Annotated in this window: 16 protein-coding genes; 5 read left to right on the top strand and 11 right to left on the bottom strand. The window is 28.1% G+C overall.

From position 1 onward, the window contains the following. Positions 1 to 278: 278 nt before the first annotated feature. Positions 279 to 956, bottom strand: a complete 678-nt coding sequence (locus HMPREF9709_RS02965; RefSeq protein ID WP_005397817.1) for a Crp/Fnr family transcriptional regulator — start codon at positions 954 to 956, stop codon at positions 279 to 281. 52 nt (positions 957 to 1,008) lie between these two features. After that, positions 1,009 to 3,894: a VaFE repeat-containing surface-anchored protein gene (locus tag HMPREF9709_RS02960; RefSeq protein ID WP_005397816.1), complete on the bottom strand. Its 2,886-nt coding sequence runs from the start codon at positions 3,892 to 3,894 to the stop codon at positions 1,009 to 1,011. 270 nt (positions 3,895 to 4,164) lie between these two features. On the opposite strand from HMPREF9709_RS02960, the gene HMPREF9709_RS02955 reads away from it, so the two are divergent. Beyond that, positions 4,165 to 5,994, top strand: a complete 1,830-nt coding sequence (locus HMPREF9709_RS02955; RefSeq protein WP_005397815.1) for an ATP-dependent helicase — start codon at positions 4,165 to 4,167, stop codon at positions 5,992 to 5,994. Positions 5,995 to 6,342: 348 nt separating this feature from the next. Here the strand turns inward: HMPREF9709_RS02955 and HMPREF9709_RS02950 are convergent, their stop codons facing one another. The 6 genes from HMPREF9709_RS02950 to glmU form a co-directional block, all read right to left on the bottom strand. Continuing rightward, the gene (locus tag HMPREF9709_RS02950; protein ID WP_005397814.1) at positions 6,343 to 6,621 is read right to left on the bottom strand and encodes an HU family DNA-binding protein; all 279 of its coding nucleotides are present in this window, start codon (positions 6,619 to 6,621) and stop codon (positions 6,343 to 6,345) included. Positions 6,622 to 6,767: 146 nt separating this feature from the next. Further along, complete coding sequence (locus HMPREF9709_RS02945) at positions 6,768 to 7,781, bottom strand: peptidylprolyl isomerase (protein WP_005397813.1); 1,014 nt, start codon at positions 7,779 to 7,781, stop codon at positions 6,768 to 6,770. Further along, positions 7,778 to 11,245 (bottom strand): transcription-repair coupling factor, encoded by a 3,468-nt coding sequence (mfd, locus tag HMPREF9709_RS02940; protein WP_050855439.1) that lies wholly within the window; start codon positions 11,243 to 11,245, stop codon positions 7,778 to 7,780. The genes HMPREF9709_RS02945 and mfd overlap by 4 nt, the downstream gene beginning before the upstream one ends. Positions 11,246 to 11,247: 2 nt before the next feature. Further along, positions 11,248 to 11,823, bottom strand: a complete 576-nt coding sequence (gene pth, locus HMPREF9709_RS02935; RefSeq protein ID WP_005397809.1) for an aminoacyl-tRNA hydrolase — start codon at positions 11,821 to 11,823, stop codon at positions 11,248 to 11,250. Further along, positions 11,823 to 12,794 carry a ribose-phosphate diphosphokinase gene (locus tag HMPREF9709_RS02930; protein WP_005397808.1) on the bottom strand — a complete coding sequence of 324 codons (972 nt, stop codon included), beginning with the start codon at positions 12,792 to 12,794 and terminating at the stop codon, positions 11,823 to 11,825. Before HMPREF9709_RS02930 ends, pth begins: the two co-directional genes overlap by 1 nt. A gap of 77 nt (positions 12,795 to 12,871) precedes the next feature. After that, entirely contained in the window at positions 12,872 to 14,248 is a 1,377-nt protein-coding gene (gene glmU / locus HMPREF9709_RS02925; RefSeq protein ID WP_005397807.1) for a bifunctional UDP-N-acetylglucosamine diphosphorylase/glucosamine-1-phosphate N-acetyltransferase GlmU, read from the bottom strand. Positions 14,249 to 14,382: 134 nt separating this feature from the next. Between glmU and murC the strand changes: the two genes are divergently transcribed. Then, positions 14,383 to 15,768 (top strand): UDP-N-acetylmuramate--L-alanine ligase, encoded by a 1,386-nt coding sequence (gene murC / locus HMPREF9709_RS02920; protein ID WP_005397805.1) that lies wholly within the window; start codon positions 14,383 to 14,385, stop codon positions 15,766 to 15,768. Between the two features lie 61 nt (positions 15,769 to 15,829). On the opposite strand, the gene HMPREF9709_RS09520 is transcribed toward murC, so the two are convergent. Then, a complete protein-coding gene (locus HMPREF9709_RS09520; RefSeq protein WP_005397789.1) occupies positions 15,830 to 16,534 on the bottom strand; it encodes an aldose epimerase family protein in 705 nt (234 codons plus the stop codon). Between the two features lie 110 nt (positions 16,535 to 16,644). Between HMPREF9709_RS09520 and HMPREF9709_RS02910 the strand changes: the two genes are divergently transcribed. Together HMPREF9709_RS02910 and HMPREF9709_RS02905 are read left to right on the top strand one after the other, a co-directional pair. Beyond that, positions 16,645 to 17,829: a glycosyltransferase gene (locus HMPREF9709_RS02910; RefSeq protein WP_005397787.1), complete on the top strand. Its 1,185-nt coding sequence runs from the start codon at positions 16,645 to 16,647 to the stop codon at positions 17,827 to 17,829. Further along, positions 17,829 to 18,581, top strand: a complete 753-nt coding sequence (locus HMPREF9709_RS02905) for an exodeoxyribonuclease III (protein WP_005397782.1) — start codon at positions 17,829 to 17,831, stop codon at positions 18,579 to 18,581. The genes HMPREF9709_RS02910 and HMPREF9709_RS02905 overlap by 1 nt, the downstream gene beginning before the upstream one ends. Positions 18,582 to 19,469: 888 nt before the next feature. Here HMPREF9709_RS02905 and HMPREF9709_RS09515 read toward each other — a convergent pair. Together HMPREF9709_RS09515 and HMPREF9709_RS02895 are read right to left on the bottom strand one after the other, a co-directional pair. Next, positions 19,470 to 20,294, bottom strand: a complete 825-nt coding sequence (locus tag HMPREF9709_RS09515; RefSeq protein WP_005397781.1) for a zf-HC2 domain-containing protein — start codon at positions 20,292 to 20,294, stop codon at positions 19,470 to 19,472. Then, on the bottom strand, positions 20,287 to 20,778 hold the full coding sequence (locus tag HMPREF9709_RS02895) for an RNA polymerase sigma factor (RefSeq protein WP_005397779.1): 492 nt from the start codon (positions 20,776 to 20,778) through the stop codon (positions 20,287 to 20,289). The genes HMPREF9709_RS09515 and HMPREF9709_RS02895 overlap by 8 nt, the downstream gene beginning before the upstream one ends. 286 nt (positions 20,779 to 21,064) lie before the next feature. Here HMPREF9709_RS02895 and HMPREF9709_RS02890 point away from each other — a divergent pair, with 286 nt between their 5' ends. Further along, entirely contained in the window at positions 21,065 to 22,234 is a 1,170-nt protein-coding gene (locus HMPREF9709_RS02890; protein WP_005397777.1) for an IS110 family RNA-guided transposase, read from the top strand. The last annotated feature ends 284 nt before the right edge of the window (positions 22,235 to 22,518 follow it).

Genomic DNA, 22,518 nt, shown 5'->3' with positions numbered 1-22,518 from the left:
CCCAATAACTGAGCTGATGATAAAAAAGACATTTGTAATAAAATCTTTCTTAATAATCCATTGATTTATAAAAGCAAAAATAATTAAAATTCCGCTGATTAGAGTAATTTTGTTTTTATTATTTAATATTAGTTTTTTTATAATTTCCTCCTCAATTTTTTACTTTCAATAGGATTATAGAATAAACCAAGTAGAAAAAAATTGATTTAAATCAAGTTTTAAAATTAAAAAAAGGCTTTTACAAATTATCTTTTTTATTTTAAACAACTCCTTTTAATTTAGTCATTTTTTAGTTTTGATGTATACTCAGAAAACTCCTCAAGATCTATTATTTTAATTTTACTGCCACTCCTTATTATATAACCTCCTAATTCTAAATCCTTTAATTTTCTTGATACTGTTTCAGGAGTCGTAGCTAAAAAACTAGCTAATTCTTTTAATGCAAATGGTAATTCAATTATATTTTCATTCTTTGATAGTGCAATATCCAAAATGAAAGAAGCAATCCTTGAATTAACATTTTCTGTTGCAATTGTTAAAGTTTGTTTTTCAGTTTCTTTAAGTTTTTTATTATACTCTGTTAATAACTCAAATGAGATTGTTGGATTCTCTAACAAAATATTTTTAAAATCTTCTTTTCTTAATAAACAAATCGAAGTCTTTGTTATTGCATTAACATATGTTTCTGGAGCTTCATCAGAAAACAATGTGTGTTCTCCAACTACACCTCCAGAACCAATAATTCGTAATAATTGTTCTTTTCCAGATGCTGAAATTTGATATTCTTTAACTTTACCTCTAGCAACTATAAACATACCTATAGGTTTAAGAGGAGAAAATATCGTCTCACCTCTTTCAAACTCTAAACGAGTTAAAATTCCATCTATTTTACTAATACTCTGATTACTAAGGTGTGAAAATATAGGTACACTATACGCACATGAATGTCTATCCACAATTACCTCCAGATTTTTTATCTTTCGTATATTTTATACCCTATTTATAAAACTATATTTTCTTTGATTTTCTTATGATTAAAAACATAAATATTGACATTAGAATTAATGATACGAATCCTATAATACCGGCATCCCCCGTTCTTGGATTGTTATGTTGAATAGTTTTTGGAGTTTCTTTTATTTTTTCTTTTTCTTTTATTTTGACTGTCTGATCTTTATCATTAATGTCTGAATGTGAAACTAATAATGTATTTTCTATATAAAGATCTTCAAATACTACTATTTCTTTTCCGATCACTAATGAAGAATCTACAGTGAATTTTAAGTCAATTTTACCTTTTGTTGTTTTTGGTACAAAAGTTATTTCACTTAAAATTTCTTTATCGTTTTTATCTTTAATAACAGCTTTATTTTCTTTGTCCATTAATTTTCCTTTAATGGTATATTTCTTTCCAACAATCAAACCATCATATGATATTTCATCTTTTATAGTTATCATTTTTTCCGGAATGATCTCCTTATTTCCAGAAATATCATCCACAGCATTTGTTTTTAATGTTGGATTAGAAATTTCAATAGTCTGATTTTTATCATTGATATCCTTATGAAATGCAATCAACTCATCTTTATAATAAAGCTCTTCAAAAGCAATCAACGTTTTACCAGCAATTTTTGATACATTCAATTGTAATGGAACTTCTACATTTCCACTCTTTGTATTAGCCGTAAATTTTACTTCTTGTTCAACTTTTTTATCATTTACGATTAATGTTTTTTTAGTCTCTTTATCCATTATCGTCAATTTAAGTTTGTATTGTTCACCTACAACTAAATTATTAAATTTAACAATATCAATTAGATCAACTTTTCCAATAGGATTTAAGATTTTATCCTTTGATGTCTTTTCAATAAATTGAGTAGAAATTGAAGGATTTTCAACCTTTGTTGTTTGATTTTGATCATTTATATCCTTATGAGATGTCAATAATTTTTCATCTTTATATAATTCTTCAAAAACAACAATTTCTTTTCCTCTCAGTTTATTAGCAGGAATCTTAAATATTAAATCAATAAATCCTTTTTCCTTTTTTGCTATAAAAGTCTTCTGACTAGTTATTTTTCCTTTGCTATCTTGTAAAGGGGTACCTGTAGCTTTATCGATTAGCTCACCTTTAATAGTATAATTTTTTCCATATAATAAATTGTTGTATTCTACTCTGTCCCTTATCTCCACTAATTCAGTAGGCATATGTGACTTTTTCAAAGTAGAATTATCAAATGCTTTTGTAGAAATTGAAGGCTTGGCTTCATTTGAAATTACTAATCTCTCATCATTATTTGCCATTACAACAGTAAATTTTTCATCTGTTTTGATGTAGTTATGTGGAGCTTTAGTTTCTAAAACTTCATACTTTCCATTAGGTAGACCTTTTATAAATAGATTACCAAATTTATCAGTCTTTATTTCAGATTTATTTCCCTTATTTTCACTATAAATATATTTACCATTGTCTCCAATTAAATGCATTGAAACATCATTACCATTGTTAAATATCTTAAAACTAGTAGTATCTTTTATATTAAGACCATTTTTATAATCTATTTTATTAATTATAAGCTCTTGTCTTTCATTTACAACTTTAGGAATGTTATATATAGTCCCCTCGTCACCTGTGTAAGTCCTATTTCCATCGTCCTTTACATGTGACAATACTTTCTGATGATTTAGCTTAAAGCCATTCGGCGCTTTTGTTTCGATAAATTCATATGTGCCAATTAAACCAATAGACTTACCTTCAGCATCTTTTATTAATTCATCTCCACCAATTTTAAACTTTTCTTCAAACCCAAATTGTCCATTCTTATCCGTTTTAAATATCCACGTTTTTAATGGTTTTAATTTTGACACATCTTCATAAATCCCATCATAGTAGTTAACCTTAAATTCTGCTCCCTCTAGATTAATTCCTTTTTCGTTTGTTTTCTTAAGCATAATACTAAGTAAATTATATTTTGGACTATCTTTAAGTTTAAGTGTCACATTGTCTTTAGTTAAATCAACGGTATATACATTTTTATCTAGCTTAAATCCTAGCGGAGCGGAAATTTCTTTCACAAAATATTTTCCACTTTTTAATCGTATTTTATTTGTTTTTCCAGATTTATCTGTAGTTAATACCGCTAACACATTTGTATTTTTCAAAGCATTATCTTTAGTTTCAAATATGCCATATTTCGCTTCATCTAATTTATATGAAGATTTTGCTAAGTCGGTAATATTTCTCTGATCACTTTCTTTTTGAATGTCTAAATCATATTCCTCTATTTTTTCATAATCATAAGATATTAAACGTTGACCATCATGAGCTATATCTTGATATTGATATAGTTTTGCGCCTTTAAAAATATTGCTATTTGAATTTTTTGCAAACTTTTTTTCAAATTCAGAAACAATATCATTTGCTTGACCATTATCCAACTTAACTTGTCCAAGTAAAGCCCAAACAGACATCTGCATCAAAGTAGGCAAATTATGCATTCCTTTATAGTTCATATATGAGATAAAAGCACGTATCTTATCATTTTTGTATTCACCATTCCTAATGTACTTACTTCCGTTTTTACCATAAGTTTTATATGAAGAAAACTGTGTACCAACTTCTATGCATATGAATGGTTTACCTGTCATTGCTCCATTTGATGCAATCTGATAATATGTTGTACCTTGAATCTTATCTCCAATTCTATGAACTAAATTACCGTGCTTTGATAATCTTGTATTTACAAGCACCGTACCAGTATGTGCATTTACTTTTGAATTATTAACATAAAAATATTCCTGGCTTGCACTTGTATTTTTGATTGGAAGAAAACCAATCAACATTGTAACAATAATTAGTAATGAAAAAACTTTTTTTATTAATTTATTTGTCAAATCTACCTCCTAAAAATTTAATATAGTTAAACATACTAATTTCCTCCTTAAATTATTAGAAACAATTAATAAATTATTTCTTACTATTAATTTTAATATTTATTTAAATTTAAATCCTTTCATTATTGTTACGTAGATTTAACAATTTCATTTTTTATATATTATTTTTTATTAATGTGTAATTTCCAATATTTTAGTGTAATTATTTTGTCTAAACAAATTGTTGAAATATATACTATATGCCTTAAAATATTATATGAGGTCAAAAATATGAAATATTCAAACAGTCAATTAGAAGCAATAAACCATAAAGAAGGTCCTGCATTGGTACTTGCTGTACCAGGATCCGGAAAAACTACTGTATTGCTTGCTAGAATTCACAATTTAATAAAAAATGGTGTAAATCCAAATAATATTTTGGCGATGACTTTTTCAAAATCTCAAGCGATTGATATGGAGAAAAGATATTTAGATATATATGGTACGAATGGTGTAAAATTCTCTACCATTCATTCTTTTGCCTATGGTATTGTTCGTTCTTTTTCATATAATTCACATAAAATTCAATTAATAGAATCTTCTGAACAATACAATAAATATAGCGTTGTAAAGCAAATCTTTTATCAGATAAGGCATAAAATGATGACGGATGAACAGCTTGAGAGTTTCTTTAGAGTTTCAAGTTTCTTAAAAAATACATTAATGGACTATAACGATTATAAAAAGATGTATTCATCAGTATTTCGTGAATTTGAAAAAGTTTATAATATGTATGAAAATTTTAAAAGTCAAAGAAACCTAATAGATTTTGATGATATGCTTGTCGAAGCTCTAAACATTCTTCAAAATAATATTGAAGCACGTCGTTTTTTACAGAACAAATTTAATTATATTCAAATAGATGAAGGTCAAGATACATCATATGTGCAATTAAAAATTATAAGTTTAGTTGCTATGCCAAAAAATAATTTATTTATTGTTGCTGATGATGATCAATCAATTTATGGCTTTAGAGGTGCAAGTTCTAAGCAATTATTAAACTTCCCCGCCAATTATCCCGATGCAAAAGTATACTACATGCAAGATAATTTTAGATCAACAAAAAATATTGCTAGACTATCTAATAAATTAATTAAAAATAATAAGCAACGATATTCTAAATCTATAAAATCCATAAAAGAAGATGGAAATATTATTGAGCTAAATGCTGCAAAAAACACACGATTACAAACAGAACATGTCATAGAACAAGCTAAAAAACATATAAACAATAACCAAACAGTTGCAATTTTATATAGAAATAACATTTCTGCTATTAACATCATTGAAAAGTTAGATGATATAGACTTCTATATCAAAGACGGCCAATTCGCCTTTTATTCACATCAAATCATTCAAGACATCATAAATATATATCATTTCTCAAAAGATACATATGATATTAAACTATTTGAAAAAATCTTCTATAAACTAAATCTATTTATTAGAAGAGATTTTATTGAACAAATTAAATTTATGAACCAAAACGAAGATGTCATAGAAAGACTTAAACAATGTGAAGGTGTAAATAACTTCTTTTTAGAAAAAATTTATTTACTTTCTTATTTAATGGATAAACTGTCACAACTAGACTTCTACGATGCAATTCTTTATGTTATAAACCACATGGATTATTACGAATACCTAAAAGAATACGCAAGAAGAAGCTCTTCATCTATGATTTCAATCGATAGAACAATAGATACCTTAATTAACATTTCAAAAGATGTTAAAACTGTAAAAGAATTTGAAAATAAAATTTTCCTATTAAAAGAAAGACAGAAAAATCACTCCAATAAACAACAATTGCTCACATTATCCACAATCCATGGAGCAAAAGGTCTAGAATTTGATAATGTCTATATAATAGATCTTGTTGAAAATGAATTTCCATCTATGCAAGCAGAAAGCGCCGATGAAGAATTAGGAGTACTTGAAGAAGAACGAAGACTATTCTATGTCGGAATGACAAGAGCGAAACAAAACCTTTCACTAATCTATCCAAAAAAACTATATACCAACTCGGTAGAGAAATCATCGTTTATTGATGAGATTATATAAATTCATAAATATATGTGGGTGCTATTTTATATTAATAGCATCCGCGTTTTTTTAAGGATTTTCCTGTCTTTTTCTAGTTTAGCGATTTAATCAGGAAATTCCCTATAATATCATTATTACATGTGTATTTTGAGATTCTTTATTTACACATGTAAGATTTTTGGCCATTTTACATGTGTAATCGCCATTTCCCCATTTACACATGTAAATCACAAGTTTATTATTTAGTTTCAATAGCGTAAAATTTATCTATCTGCCACTCCGCAAAAATCTACAAACAACCAAAAAATTTAAGGAAATATAAAAAAACGACCTCAGTTTTTACACTAAGATCGTTCATTAAAGTTCTTATTTATTAACAGCTTCTTTTAATGTTTTTCCTGCTTTAAATACAGGTGCTTTAGATGCTGGAATGTGAATCTTTTCTTCAGGATTTCTAGGATTTCTTCCTTCTCTAGCTTTTCTATGTCTTACTTCAAAAGTACCAAAGCCTACTAATTGTACTTTGTCTTCTTTTACTAAAGCTTCTTGTACTGTTTCTAATAAAGCATCTAATGCTTTTGTTGAATCAACTTTTGTTAATCCACTTTTAGCTGCAATTTGTGCTACTAAATCTGATTTGTTCATAAATTTCCTCCTAATTTGTATCAGTTATCATAAACTGTAACTTCATTATAACATACAAACTGACAAATACAAGCTTTTAATGTGCATTTTGTATGTTTTTAGCTTATTTTAACGTCAATTTTTACATATTTTTTAAAAATGTACGACTATTGTTGTTTAGTATCTAAAACTTTACCATTTTTATCGTAAAATTCAATCTTTAATTTATTGATTTTAGCTGTAATATCATCATTATATGCTTTATCAGCTAATGTATTTGAAATCATTTCTTTGTTTTTATCAACACCTACATTATTTTTTGTTACTTTAATAATGTGGTAACCAAATTTAGTTTTCACTGGTTCTGAAATTTCATTTTCTTTTAACTTAAATGCAGCTTCAACAAATGTAGCGTCATATCCATTTTTAGATACTTTACCTAATTGTCCTCCTTTGTTTTTAGCAGCTTTGTCAATTGAGTATTCATCAGATACTTTTTTGAAATCTTCACCTTTTTTAAGTTTTTCAACAACTTCTTTAGCTTTTGATTCATCTTTTACTAAAATGTGCATTGCTTCTACTGAATCGATACTATCTTTATTTTCTTCGTAATATTTTTTAAGCTCTTCATCTTTCACAGGATTATTCTTTTTGAATAATTCGATATGTTTTCTATTTGCAATAGTATTTTTGATATTTTGTTTAAATGTTTCTGCATCTGTGCCTAATACACTTAAGTATTCTTGGAATTTATCATCACCACCAAGATTAGAAATATAACTATTTACTTCATCTACAATTTCTTGATCTGTAACTTCAATTTTTTCTTTATTTAATTCATCTTGTACGATTTTATCTCTAACAAATAAATTAACTAATTCTCTTGAAAGATTTTGTCTCATAGACATAACTGAAGAATATAAGTCATAAAACTTGTAAAATTGTCCATATGACACTTCTTTACCATCAATTACCATAAATTTATCTTTTTTATCTCTAAAGTTTTCAGGATCTTTAATATCTGAAATAGTCTTTAATGTTCCTTGAGTATTTTTAGCATTTGTTTCTCCAGCACTTTCTTGAGTGTTAGTTTCTTTTCCTGTTTCATTTTTATTTTGTCCACATGCACTTAAAACAAGTGATAAAGACAAAACTAAGATTACTAATTTTTTATTTTTCATTGAATTTCTCCTTTATTTATTTTAGTAATTAATTCTAATAAATCAATCAATTTAATTGTATATGATTTATCATTTGCAATTATGATTGTTGGGTTCTCAACTAAATCAAAACTCATATTTCCTTTATATTTTTCAGATAATAGTTTTAATTTTTCAAAATCGAAAATTTCTATATTAGCATACTTTATTAAAACTTTATTGTCAATTTCTATAACTTCTGAGAAGTCATTTTCAATGATTAAAGCCTTGATATATGCTATATCAATAATATTTTGTACAGATTTTGGTACATCTCCAAATCTGTCTGTCAACTCATCAATGATATTGTAATGATCTTGAGAGTTTTCAATTGTTGATATTTTCTTATATATATTAATTTTTTCATTTTCATCATTAATATAATTATTAGGAATATAAACGTCCAGATTTAAGTCAATCTTAATGTCGATTTCTCGTTTCTTAGACTTAGTTCCTTTAATTTCGTCTATTGTCTCTTTAAGCATTCTCATATATAAATCATAACCGATTGACTCTATATGGCCGCTTTGACTTTCACCAAGTAGATTACCTGCTCCCCTTAGCTCTAAGTCTCTCATAGCAACTTTATAGCCTGAACCAAGCTCTGTAAAGTCTTTAATCGCTTTTAATCTTTTCTCAGCAATTTCAGTCATAACTTTATTTTGTTTATATGAAAAATACGCAAATGCATTTCTATCCGATCTTCCGACACGACCTTTTAATTGATATAGTTGAGATAAACCCATCATGTCAGCATTATAAACTATAATTGTGTTGACATTTTGTATATCCATACCAGTTTCAATAATTGTGGTCGTCAATAGCACATCATATTTATAATCTGTAAAATCTCCTAAAATAGTCTCTAATTGTCTCGTACTCATTTGTCCATGTGAAATAGCTATTCTTGCCTCTGGCACGAGTTCAATTAATCTTTCATACATTCTATGAATGGAATTTACTTTATTATAAACAAAATAAACTTGACCATTTCTATTGATTTCTCTTAATATCGCTTCCCTGATATATACAGGGTCATATTCCATTACATAAGTGTTTACTGGTAGCCTATTTTGAGGATATTCATCTAATATAGATAAATCCCTAATGCCAGATAAGGACATCTGTAATGTACGAGGAATTGGCGTTGCAGATAAAGTAAGTACATCAATTGATTCACTTGCCTTTTTTATCTTTTCTTTGTGTTTCACACCAAATCGTTGCTCTTCATCTACTATTAATAGACCTAAATTTTTAAAAACAACTTTATCAGATATCAAAGCATGAGTACCGACTACAAAATCTATCCTACCTTTTCTCAATCCTTCTATTACATCTTGTTTTTGCTTTTGAGTCTTAAATCTTGAAAGATAATCAATCGTTATTGGAAATTCTGCAAATCGCTTTTTCATAGTGTTGAAATGTTGATTTACCAAAATAGTCGTTGGAGCAAGCATAACTACTTGTTTTCCATCCATAATGGCCTTAAATGCAGCCCTTAATGCCACCTCAGTTTTACCATAACCAACATCACCACATAAAAGTCTGTCCATAACAATCGAGGATTCCATATCTTCTTTTATTTCTTTGACAGCTCTTAACTGTGCATCAGTTTCTTGATATTCAAAGGAATCTTCAAATTGTGCTTGCCAAGGAGTATCCTCTGAAAACTTAAAACCTTGAATTTGACTTCTTTTAGCATATAGTTCAACCAAATCATCTGCAATTTTTTCAATAGCTTTTTTAACCTTCGTTTTAGTCTTTTTCCATTCAACTCCAGATAAATTTGATAGTGCAGGTTTTCTATCTCCATTCCCGACAAATTTTGATACCATGCTCATATCAGTAGTAGGTACAAATAACTTATCACTGCCACTATAAATAAGCTCAATGAAGTCACTCTTTATATTATTTAATTCAATATTTTTTATCCCTACAAACTCACCAATACCATAAGAATCATGTACAAGCAAATCACCTTTAACCAAGTCAGAATAATTAATAATATCCTTATTTTTAACTGTACGTGATTTTTGTTTTTTTATCTTATTGAATATTTGATTATAGGCAATAAAATTAACTTTATCCTTAAAATAAGTAAATCCTTCAGATAGATAACCAATTTCAATTATTACATCATGGTTTGGTTCTTCATTTTCTATAATAATATCTGAAGAAATCTTATTTTCCATTAACAGTTTTTGAAGATTTTTAGCGTCATCTATATTTTCAATAAAAATCTTTGTGATATATTCATTTTTTAATAAAAATCTTAAATCGCTTATAAAATCATCAAATTTGCCATGATAGGACAAGTTTTCTCTAATGTTAAACTCAATTATTTTATCAGGCTTTAATCTTTTCAAACTTTTAAGTAAAGCTGAAATATTTATAATTTTATATGAAGATATTTTTTTTAGAATTTCATTAAATGAATAGAAAATATTGTGATGCTTGGATAAAAGATCACCATTTTCTATTCTCTCTTGAATATCTGTAATTCTAAAGTTTTCAACTTTTTCATAATTGGTTTCAATATTAGTAAAATCATCAAATAAAATAATCGCATCTTTTGGCAAATAATCTATTATATTGAAATTATCATCCTGTAAATATGGAATGGCTAAGTCGATATTATCTACCTCATGTTCATATTCTAATTTCTCAATCATTCTACCAAATTTGAATTGAGACTTATCATATATAACATCACTAAATTTATTTTTTGTATTTTGTAAATCTAAACGTATATTATTTATAATTTCGTCTATATTATCTATATCAAAACTATTTTCATATATTGGAAATACAGTAAACTCTTCAATGTCCTCAATAGACATTTGAGTATTGATATCAAACTTACGAATAGAATCCACATCGATATCAAAAAGTTCTAATCTTGTTGGATTATCTTCATGAACTTGAAAAACATCAATTATATCCCCTCTAATTGCAAATTCGCCTTTTGCTGCAATTATATTTCTTCTTTGATAACCCATATTTACAAGCTTATTAGAAAATTCTTCAACATTTATTTCAGTTTCATAATCTATATATATTGATTTTTGATTAAAATAATCTTTATTAGCTATCTTTTTTATAATCGCAGGCAATGATGAAACAATTATTTTTTTCTTATCTTCAATTAAATCCTTAATAGTTTTTAATCTAAATTTTCTGTTTGTAAAATCTAAATCTTCCATCAATTGATAATTAATTTCTAATTCAGGGAAATAATTGACATCATGACCATTATTTAATAGATTTTCATAGAGTTTTCTTGCTTTTCTGTCATTTTCAGCCAGCACAAAAACAGATCTATTCATTTTACTAAATGTTTTGTAAATGAAGTGACCTGTCGCTTGCTCTATTACACCATGAGCATATATTAATTTATATTTTTCATTAATAGCTTCTTGTAAGCGTGTATATGACTGTATTTCCATAATCATTCTTTCAATTCAATTGAGTTTATCTTGTTCATAGCAGTATTCACATCTGACTTTAATATTTCCAATACTGCATCTTTTGCTAATTCTACTTCTTTGTCAACAATTTTTCTTTCTGAATCAGTAAATTTTGACAACACAAAATCTGCAAGATCCATATATGTTGGCTTTTGATTTACCGCTAATTTAATACGAGTAAAATTTTTATTATTTATTCTGTTTATTACTGATTTTAATCCATTGTGTGTGCCAGCTGAACCATTTGCACGTATTCTAACCGTACCAAATTTAATATCTATATCATCAACTATTACTATTAAATTTTCTGGTTCTATACCAAAATAATTCATAAAAGGTTGCACAGATTCACCAGAGGCATTCATAAATGTCTCTGGCTTCAATAATATAATTTTCTCATTTTCATATCGAACTTGAGCATAACTTCCTTTGAATTTTAATTTATCTAATTTTACTCCAAAGTGATCTGCTAATTTGTCGATAACGTCAAATCCAACATTATGTCTTGTTTTTTCATATTGTCTTCCTGGGTTACCCAGTCCAACTATTAAATACATTATTTCTTGTCTTTCATGATTTCTGAAACTGATGTATAGCTTGTGATTCTTCTAATTGTTTCTGCAAGCATTGGTGCCATTGATAAGATTTCAAATTTATCATTATCAAGAATTTTTGGTTGATAAATAGTATCTGTTACGATACATTTTGCAACTGCCTTAGAATTAGTAATTCTATCAATTGCAGGTCCAGATAACACTCCGTGTGATGCTGAGATATATACTTCTTTAGCACCTTCTTGAATTAGTGTTTCCGCTGCATTTACGATTGTACCAGCAGTATCAATGATATCATCAATAATGATACATTTTTGATCCTTAAATTCGCCAATCACATTTAAAATTTCTGATTCATTTGGTCTAGGTCTTGATTTTTCAATAATTGCAATTTGTAAACCTAAAACATCAGCCAATGCTCTAGCTCTTGTTACACCACCTAAGTCTGGTGAAACTACTGTCCATTCATCCTTACCTTCTTCACCAATTATTTCTTCAAAATACTCTGCAATTATTGGTCTAGCAGTTAAGTGATCTAGAGGAATATCGAAGAAACCTTGTATTTGTCCTGCATGCAAATCAACAGATACCACTCTGTCTGCTCCAGCTCTTTCAATCAAATCAGTGACTAATTTAGCTGTAATAGGTTCTCTTCCTCTGGATTTTCTGTCTTGTCTTGCATAACCATAATAAGGCATAACTAAATTAATTTTGTGGGCAGATGCTCTTTTTAATGCATCTATGATAATTAAAGCTTCCATTAAATTTTCGTTTACAGGTTTTGATGTAGGTTGAATTAAAAATACATCTCTTCCTCTTACTGTTTCTTCAATTTTTACTGAAATTTCACCATCAGCAAATTGACTAATTGAAATATCCCCTAGCTCCATTTCAAGTTCTTTTGCTATATCTTCAGCTAACTTTCTATTTGATGTCCCACTAAATATCTTAACTTCGTTTTCTGCGCTTCGCATTTTTCCTCCAAAAAATTATTTATTTATATATACCGAGTTAAACATGAATTTTGTGTTTTAACACAAAAGTAATAAAATTATTTATTACCAAATTTTCTTTCGTAATATCCGTCAATATTTCTTTGTTCCGCTCTTTCAACAGACAATTGCCCTTCTTCTACATCTCTAGTAATTGTAGATCCCGCAGCAAGGAATGCTTTATTTGCAATGTGCACAGGAGCAACAATATTTACATTTGAACCTAAAAATGCATCGTCTCCTACTATTGTCTTATGCTTTTTCTTGCCATCATAGTTTGCAAATATGACACCACAAGAAACATTAATATTTTTTCCTAATTCTGCATCACCAATATATGCAAGATGTCCGGCTTTTGTACCTTCGCCAAGAATAGCATTTTTAACCTCAACAAAGTTACCAATGTGAACTTCGCTTTTAATGTGTGCTTTTGGTCTTAATCTGGCGAAAGGTCCCATATCAACATTATCTTCAACTATTGCATCTTCAATAAATGAAGAATAGATAATTACATCCTTACCTATTTTAGCATTAATCAGTCTAGAATTCATACCTATTAAACAATTTTCTCCGATAACAGTATCGCCTAGCAGTTTTACATTTTGTTCAATAACTGTATCTTTGCCAATTAAAACACCTTTTTCAATTGTAATTGTTTCTGGATTTTCTAAAATTACTCCTTCTAACATATAAGCTTCATTTATTCTTTTTCTCATAATCTTTTCAGCTTCAGCTAGTTGTAATTTCGTGTTTATTCCATTAATTTCGGTATTATCTTTAACTTTATATGTAGAAATTTTTAGTGTTTCTTCTTCTAAAATTCCAAAGACATCAGTTAAATACATCTCTCCTTGAACATTGTTTGTATCTAGTTTATTTAACGCATATTTTAATTTGTCCCCATTGAATAGATACATGCCAGAATTGATTTCTTTTACTAAAATTTCATTGTCATTACAATCTTTATGTTCAACGATTTTCTTGAATTGACCATTTTCATCAGAAATGATTCTTCCATAACCAAATGGATTGTCTACAATAGCAGAAACTACAGTAGCTTCATTCTCTTGATCGATATGACATTGTACAAGATCGGCTAAAGTTTTACCCTTAATTAAAGGAGCATCACCAGAAAGAACTAAAATATTGTCTTCATCTTCAATATATTTTTCTGCTAATTTTACAGCATATCCTGTACCATAAGGAAATTCTGGTCCAATTTCTTGCTTAATATATTTTACAGAATCCTTAAATTCATCTTTAACAGCTTCTTCATTTTTCCCAACAATGACATAAATTTCGTCAAAGTTCGCTTCTTTTGAAGCATCGATGACATAAGATAATATTGATTTATTACAGATTTTGTGAAGCACTTTTGAAATGTTTGATTTCATGCGTGTGCCTTCACCTGCTGCTAATATTATTACTTTATTCATTTTCTCCTCACATTCCTAAAAAGTTATTCTCTCAATATCAATTATACAATAATCTTTTCAATAGTAAAATGTATATTTTTAAGATTCCGAGAATTGTGCTATAATTATATATATTTATTTGGAAGGAATTTAAAATGTTTGAGTTTAATATAGAAGAGAGAAAATACAAGAAAATCCATTTTATTGGAATAGGTGGAGTTAGTATGAGCGGTATTGCTCTACTCCTAAAAATTAGAGGATACAATGTAACCGGTTCTGACAGAAGCGATTCAGAGTATCTAAAAACGTTAAAAGATCATGGGATTGAAATTCATATAGGACAAAAAAAAGAAAATATCACTGATCAAAATTTATTTGTCTATACTGATGCGATTGCAGAAAATAATGAAGAATTAATTGCTGCAAAAGCTACAGGTAAAGAAGTTGTCACAAGAGGAGTTTTCCTTGGTGCCCTTATGAAAAACTACAAAAAATCAATTGCTGTTTCCGGTTCACATGGTAAATCAACAACTACAGCAATGATTGCCAAAATCTTAATTAATTCTGCAAATGATGCATCAATATTATTAGGTGGTGTATTAGATGAGATGGAAGGAAATGTTAAGATTGGAAATAGCGAAATTTTACTATCTGAAGCTTGTGAATTTAAGGGAAATATCTTAAATTACTATCCTTCAACAGTAATTATTTTAAATATAGACGAGGATCATTTAGATTATTATAAAGATTTAAATCATATAGTTGAAACATTCATAGGATATATGAAAAATCTTGATGAAAATTCTAAAGCAATTATCAATATAGATGATGTAAATACACATAGATTAATCGAACACGTTAAAGGTGAAGTTATCACTTTTGGTCTTGAAAGAAAAGATGCAAACTACTTTATGGAATCAGTAGAATATAACGAAGTTGGACATCCTACATTTAAATTAAATATGAAAGATGGATCAATTGAAGAATTTGAGCTTCATATTGCCGGCATTCACAATATCTACAATGCCATTTCAGCAATTATAGCTTCATACGAAAACGGTATTTCTATTGAAGAAATTAAAGCTGGATTAAAAGCATATAAATCACTTCATAGAAGAATGGAAACTGTTGGTGATTACAATGGTGCAGTTATCATGACTGACTACGGTCATCATCCAGTTGAAATACAAACAACATTAAAAACTATTGATGCATTTACAGATAAAAATATTATCACAGTATTTCAACCACATACATTCTCTAGAACAAAAGCACTTCTAGATGATTTTGCAGATTCATTTTATGACTCTGACGAAGTAATTGTCACAGATATCTTCCCTGCAAGAGAAGAATTTGATCCAACAATACATTCAAAAGATTTAGTTGAAAAATTAATACAAAATGGTGTAAATGCTAAATACATCGCTGATTTTGAAGATGCAAAAGAATATCTTCAATCAAAAATATGTAAAGATGATTTAGTTTTAACAACAGGTTGTGGTAATCCACATGTATTAGCTAAAATGATAGTTAAAAAATAATTGAGAAAGCTGAGAAATAACAAAAATTTCTCAGCTTTTTAATTTCAATTTTTCAATTAAATTATTTAATTTTTACTCTATATTCAAATTCTTTTTCTTCCCCTGCTTCTATTGCACACAATTCTCTATCTTTATCTAGTGCTTGCCAATTAAAAGTAGGTTCAACACAAAGATATTTATCTGTGAAATTTGTCCAAATAACAAATTTTGGCATATCTTTATTTTCTATTTCTATTACATATTCTGAGGTTTTCATTGAATTGACTTCATCTACAAATAGTGAATTAGGTAGTGTTTCTCTATTCATTTCAAATTTTTCACCATTTAGAAAAATTTCATTTTCATCAGTATAATTAAAATATGGATGAAAAGCTGGGCTGACATCTATACTTTTCTCGCCATCATTTCTTACTAATAGTTTAGTTATAAAGTAATTATCTTTGATTGAGTAAGTAATTTCAGCATACATTCCTTCCCAATTTTCTACATCTGGTTTTAATGATAATACTACTTCTGAATCGCTTTGATATTTTACATTCCATTCCAAATCTCTTGCAAAACCATGATTTGATAATCCAACTTTTTTACTTACACCAAAATGTGGTAAACAAGGATGTGATCCGCCTCTTAATTTATCAGTTCCATTTTCATCAATCTTTGATTTTGGGAAAAATATATTAACACCATTTTTACTTAAAGTATTTACATATGCTCCCAATGTTTCAATCTCTGATTTAATACCATTGTTTTCTAAATTAATTTTCATGCTCTCCTCCATATTTTATATTTACTTTTATTATACAAAATATTCCGATAAGTTTAAAATAATGTATGTTTTTTATAATTATGTTATAATTAAGAGAAATGGAGGTATATATGAAAATTGCAATATTTACAGAGACCTACCCGCCATATATAAATGGTGTTGCAACGCAAACTGTTATGTTAAAAGAAACTTATGAAAAATTAGGTCATGAAGTTTTAGTCGTAACAGTTGGCTCTGAAAAACAAAAAGAAATAGAAATTAAAGACAATGTTGTTTACGTGCCAGGTATTTTATTAAAGAAAATTTACAACTACCGTTTAGCACTTCCTATAAGTCCAGAAAGAGAAAAAATCGCCATAAATTTTGAACCAGATGTCATTCATATTCAAAACGAATTTGGTATTGGCGATACAGGCTTACGAGTTTCTAAAAAGAAAAATATTCCTGTAGTTTACACTCTTCACAGCGAATATGATAAATTTCTATTCTATATTGGTTTAAGACATTTTGAAGAATTTTCAAAAAAATTATCAGGAAAATACTTTAGTAGATTCTTTAAAAATGCCGATATCATTACTAGTCCATCCCCAAAAGCACAAGACTATGTTGATAGACTTGGTGTTGACAAAAAAGTTGTCGTTATTGACAATGCTGTTGAATTTGAAAAGTTCCAAAAAACAGAAGAAAAAGAAAAATTCAGAAAACAATTTAGAGAACAATACAATTTAGGTGATGATATTAAAGCTTTTGTATTTGTTGGACGAATTGGTGAAGAGAAAAATATTAAAGAACTTGTAAATAACTGGATTTATGCCGACTTACCAAAAGATAAAGCTAAATTATTTATAATTGGTAAAGGTCCAGATGAAGATGAAGTTGCTAAACTAGTTAGAGAAAAGGGATTTGAGGATCAAATCATATTAACAGGCGCAAAACCTAATACTGAAATCCCAAATTATCTATATGCTATGGATTATTACACAACAGCTTCCTTATCAGAAATGCATTCCATTTCTATGCTAGAAGCGATGGCTTCCGGATTACCAGCTTTAATCAAACTTGACGAGCCAAACAAGGCACAAATTACAGAAGGTCAAAATGGATATCAATGGGATACACCAGAAGATTTCAAGGAATTATTTACAAGAATTATTAATTTAAGCGACGAAGAAACAAAACAATTAAAAGAAAATGTTTTGAATTATTCAAAACATAATGATCACATTCATCAAGCAAAGGTATTATTAGACATTTATAAGAAAGCAATAGAATTAAGAAAAAGCAAGGAGAAATAATGAAATTAATTTCATGGAATGTAAATGGATTAAGAGCAGTAATGAATAAAGGTTTTATGGAATACATAGAACAAGAAGATCCAGATATCATCTGTTTACAAGAAATAAAATTAGCAAAAGGTCAATTAGAAGTTGATTTGCCACAATATCATGAATTTTACAACTATGCAGAAAGAAGAGGCTATTCTGGTACAGCTATATTTACAAAAGAAGAACCTTTAAGCCATTCTTACGGTATAGGAATTGAAGAACATGATAAAGAAGGTAGAGTCATCACACTTGAATACGAAGATTTTTACCTTGTTACGTGTTACACACCAAATTCAAAAAGAGGTCTATTGAGACTTGATTACAGACAAGTTTGGGAAGATGATTTTAGAAATTACCTTCTTAAGTTAAACAAAACTAAACCTGTTATTCTATGCGGTGACTTAAATGTTGCCCATAAAGAAATAGACTTAGCAAATCCTAAGTCAAATAGAAGAAATGCTGGATTTACAGATGAAGAAAGACAAAAATTCACAGAACTTTTAGATGCAGGATTTATCGACACATTTAGATATTTCTATCCAGACATACCAGAAATGTATTCCTGGTGGTCATATATCACAAAAGCAAGAGAAAGAAATGTGGGCTGGAGAATCGACTACTTTGTAGTAAGTGAAGACTTTGAAGATAGACTTCTTGACGCAAGCATCCATATGGAACAAGAAGGTTCAGATCACTGCCCAGTAGTGTTGTATTTGAAATAATAAAGAATAAAAAAGAATAAAAAAGAATAAAAAAATCGTACTTGCTGAGTGGATAGCGGGAAAAAATCGTACTTTGCTCCGTGGCTCGGGCTTCGCCCTGCGCATTCCTCGCTTAAGTACGATTTTTTTTTACTAAATTTTTTGGTAAAAATGTGTATGAAGGGGTTTGTAGGGTGAAATTTGGGTTTCGAATTAAGGAAGAAGCAAGTATAGATGCCGTTGAGAGTTTAAGGGTAAAATTTTGTTTTCCGAATTAAGAGAACAACACATTTTAGAGATATTTATAAAATGTGTTGAATGCAGGTTGGGTTAGACAACACATTTTAGTAAATTTAACAAAGAGTGTTGAATGATCCTCGTAAAAAGACAACACATTCCTTGAAAAAATCGAAGAATGTGTTGAAATTACTAGTTTTGAGACAACACATCTAAATATAAATTTTCCAAATGTGTTGAATTTTTCTTATAATAGACAACACACTTTTAATGAAATGTCTAAATGTGTTGAATTCCATTCCCTCAAGACAACACAAGTCTAGAAAATTAACTGAATGTGTTGTCTCTTAATGACCTTATACATAAATTCCTTAATCCTGTAAAATATGTATAAAATAAAAAATCACATATACATAAAAGATGATTTCTCAAATCTATGTATAAAATTTTTCCGGATTTTATACATACCTCCTATGAACTAATCAATATGTGTATAAATGAAATTCTCAACTTATACATATATCGAGTAAAACAATCATGATGTGTACAAATTTTCAAAAAATTTTATACATAAAAAACAGAATTAGAAAATTATGTATAAATTATTTTTTTGCTTATACATAATTTTCTTAATACTGTAATATATGTATAAAATCGACTTACACAAAAATGTTATTTAGGTATAAACTCTATGTTAAATACATATTGATTTTCTCTTTTATTATGCTCGTAATTATAAGTTCCTAATTGCACCGTTACTTGTTTAGTGTAATTCATCACTCTACCTGTCATTATGGCATAAAAGCTACCATTTGGTCTTTTAAAAATATTATAAGCCCCTAATACTTTTTTATTTGATTTATCAACATCTAATTTTAAATCTATATAATTTTCAATTGTATCTGATATTTTTATTTTATTACTGATGTCATAAAATTTTCCGTTTCCAAAATCTAGCATAGTATCATCGTCATCACTTAAATTATTTCTTGAGATATATTTCCCATAATATGCTATTGGTTTCTTATCAAATTCAATACTTGGTCCATTTTTAGTGCTTACATATTTCCCTTCTATAACATCATCTATTAAATTTGAAGGCCCCATAAAGACAGGATGATCTTTTATTTCTAAATCTATATCTTCATCTGTTTGAAATACTGCAACACCTATCATTTCATCATCTTTCTTCACCAAACTTGTGGATTCTTTATAATTAATAGCACCAATAATTATAGGTATTAATAATAAGAGGAAGAATAAAGATATAAATATATTTGAATACATCTTGCTTTTCTTAAATTTTTTTAAATAATTTACTATTTTCTTATCATTATTCTTTTGTTCTGTATTTTCAGACATTAATATGTATTCTTCCCTACACTCATCACAATCTTTTAAATGTTCTTCAACAAATTTATTTGTTTCTTCACTTGTCAATCCATCAATGTATAGAGGCAGAATATCTTTAACTATTTCACATTCTCTTTTATTCATTCTCCAACTCCTTTCTTAATAATAATTTTGATCTATAATATGTTACTCTTGCCCAATTTTCATTTTTTTCCAAAATGTCACCTATTTCTCTAAATGACAAGTCACCGAATAGTCTTAAATATAAAACATCTTTTTGAGGGCTAGATAATTTATTAATAGCTTTCAAAATATCAATTTTAGAAAAATTATTTACTACAATTTCTTCTGTTGATTTTGATTTAATATTTTCATCAATAATGTCATTGATATCATAATCAACAATATTTCTATTTTTTCTTAGATATGTAAAATAAACATTCTTCGCAATAGCACATAACCATGTAGATAATTTTGATTTTTCATCAAATCTATTAATTGATTTAATTGCTTGGTAGAAAGTTTCTTGAGATAATTCCTCAGCTAAATCTTTATCTCTACAAATTGCTAAAAGATATTTATATACCGTATTTCCGTATTCTAAAAATATTTCTTCAATCGACTTCATCTATGCCCTCCTTATATAATGTATTTAGGTTGTTAAAGGTAACCTATAAACCTTTTTCGACTAAGTATTATTCAGTTTTACTGTATAATATTGTTATTAGATAGAGTGTACTCGTTCCCTCCTTGAGATTTAATCTCGTACTTGAAAGAGTGAGTCCTCTAATCTTTTAGCTGTTTACGAATAAGTTAGATGTTGACCCTTCCAGGGTACTTCGTATATACCATAAGGCAGTAACGTTATTAGATTTTGAGGTGTCTATCTAAAATACTTTTTTATGAGGTTTCAAATGTTTTATTTAGGTATTGATATTGGTAAAAATACTCATGTTGCTTCATTAGTTGATGATAAGAAAAAGGTTATTTTTAAAGCTTTTTCTTTTTCAAATTCCATTGATGGTGCTGAAAGTTTAATCCTTAAACTAGAATCTTTCAAAAATGAACTTGAAATTGGTATGGAAGCTACAGGTCATTATTGGCTATCTATATACTCATATCTTGTTCAAAAAAACTTCACTGTTCGTGTTATTAATCCAATCCAAACTGATGGCTGGAGACAAGGTATTGAGATTAGAAAGAGAAAAACTGATATTATCGATTCTCTTTTAATAGCCGATCTTCTTCGCTATGGAGATTTTGTTGAAACTTCTCTTTCTAACGAGGATTATTTATCTTTGAGAAACCTTTCCAGATTCAGGTCCTACCTTGTTTCTTCAATTGGTGATCTTAAAAGAAAAACTATTGCTCTTTTAGATCAAGTTTTCCCTGAATATGCTTCTTCTTTTAGCAATATTTTTGGTAAGACTTCTAAAGAAATACTTTCAACTTTCTCTACTCCTTCAGACTTTGAGGATATCAATTCTGAAGATTTACAATCTTTTTTAGATAATGTTTCTAGAAAGAAGTTTGCATCTAGAAAACTTGAAGAACTTTCTAAGAAAGCTTCTACTTCTTTTGGTGTAAATTTCTGTATGGATTCTTTCAGCCTACAAATCAAAATGCTTATTGAGCAAATTTCTTTTATTCAAAATCAAGTTTCAGATGTCGAAAAAGAAATTGAGATTTTACTTGAAAAACTTAATTCTCCAATTACTACAATCCCTGGTATTGGTGCTGTTAATGCAGCTACAATATTAGGTGAAATTGGAGATATTAAAAGATTTTCTAATCCTTCAAAGCTTGTTGCTTACGCAGGTATTGACTCAAGTATTTCCCAGTCTGGAGAATTTGAATCCACTTCTAATCATATGACTAAAAGGGGCTCTCCATTCCTTAGACGTGCTTTATTTCAATCTGCTCTTAGAGCTGAATTTTGTGACCCAGTTTTTTCTGATTATTATCAGAAAAAAATCAGTGAAGGAAAGCATCATTTAGTAGCTACTAATGCTGTTGCTAGAAAGCTTTGTCATACTATTTTTGCAGTTCTAACCAAAAATGAACCTTATCAAGTACAAATTTAGTTTTTGCTTAATTGTAAATTAATTTTTGAAAAAGGTTCTGTAAATGACGAGCTTTGCTCGGGCGTAGCCTTTATCATTTACAGGTTCTTTTGAAAAAATTACAATCTAAAAAGCAAAAACGGTTTAATTCTAACCTTTGCTTAATCTAGTTTTTCCTAAATTTAGTTAGGTCTTTTTGTCATACCTTTTTTTAGAATCTTTTTATTTTTCTATTTATTTTTTATTCATTACTAAATTTAACATTTTTTAAATTATACCTCTTGACTTTTAATAGTTAGTCTTTC

Origin of the sequence: Helcococcus kunzii ATCC 51366, from assembly GCF_000245755.1 — a bacterium.
In the GTDB taxonomy this organism is placed as follows: Bacteria; Bacillota; Clostridia; order Tissierellales; family Peptoniphilaceae; genus Helcococcus; species Helcococcus kunzii.
Note: the sequence above shows the minus strand (reverse complement) of the source record. Positions and strands in the feature narration are given on the sequence as shown.

Excerpts from the sequence above, each read along its gene's own strand:
- mfd (WP_050855439.1), bottom strand. The coding sequence starts at position 11,245 with ATGGAAATACAGTCATATACACGCTTACAAGAAGCTATTAATGAAAAA.
- HMPREF9709_RS02910 (WP_005397787.1), top strand. The coding sequence starts at position 16,645 with ATGAAAATTGCAATATTTACAGAGACCTACCCGCCATATATAAATGGT.
- pth (WP_005397809.1), bottom strand. The coding sequence starts at position 11,823 with ATGTATTTAATAGTTGGACTGGGTAACCCAGGAAGACAATATGAAAAA.
- HMPREF9709_RS02945 (WP_005397813.1), bottom strand. The coding sequence starts at position 7,781 with ATGAAAAATAAAAAATTAGTAATCTTAGTTTTGTCTTTATCACTTGTT.
- HMPREF9709_RS02950 (WP_005397814.1), bottom strand. The coding sequence starts at position 6,621 with ATGAACAAATCAGATTTAGTAGCACAAATTGCAGCTAAAAGTGGATTA.
- HMPREF9709_RS09520 (WP_005397789.1), bottom strand. The coding sequence starts at position 16,534 with ATGAAAATTAATTTAGAAAACAATGGTATTAAATCAGAGATTGAAACA.
- glmU (WP_005397807.1), bottom strand. The coding sequence starts at position 14,248 with ATGAATAAAGTAATAATATTAGCAGCAGGTGAAGGCACACGCATGAAA.
- murC (WP_005397805.1), top strand. The coding sequence starts at position 14,383 with ATGTTTGAGTTTAATATAGAAGAGAGAAAATACAAGAAAATCCATTTT.
- HMPREF9709_RS02955 (WP_005397815.1), top strand. The coding sequence starts at position 4,165 with ATGAAATATTCAAACAGTCAATTAGAAGCAATAAACCATAAAGAAGGT.
- HMPREF9709_RS02905 (WP_005397782.1), top strand. The coding sequence starts at position 17,829 with ATGAAATTAATTTCATGGAATGTAAATGGATTAAGAGCAGTAATGAAT.
- HMPREF9709_RS02890 (WP_005397777.1), top strand. The coding sequence starts at position 21,065 with ATGTTTTATTTAGGTATTGATATTGGTAAAAATACTCATGTTGCTTCA.
- HMPREF9709_RS02930 (WP_005397808.1), bottom strand. The coding sequence starts at position 12,794 with ATGCGAAGCGCAGAAAACGAAGTTAAGATATTTAGTGGGACATCAAAT.
- HMPREF9709_RS02895 (WP_005397779.1), bottom strand. The coding sequence starts at position 20,778 with ATGAAGTCGATTGAAGAAATATTTTTAGAATACGGAAATACGGTATAT.
- HMPREF9709_RS09515 (WP_005397781.1), bottom strand. The coding sequence starts at position 20,294 with ATGAATAAAAGAGAATGTGAAATAGTTAAAGATATTCTGCCTCTATAC.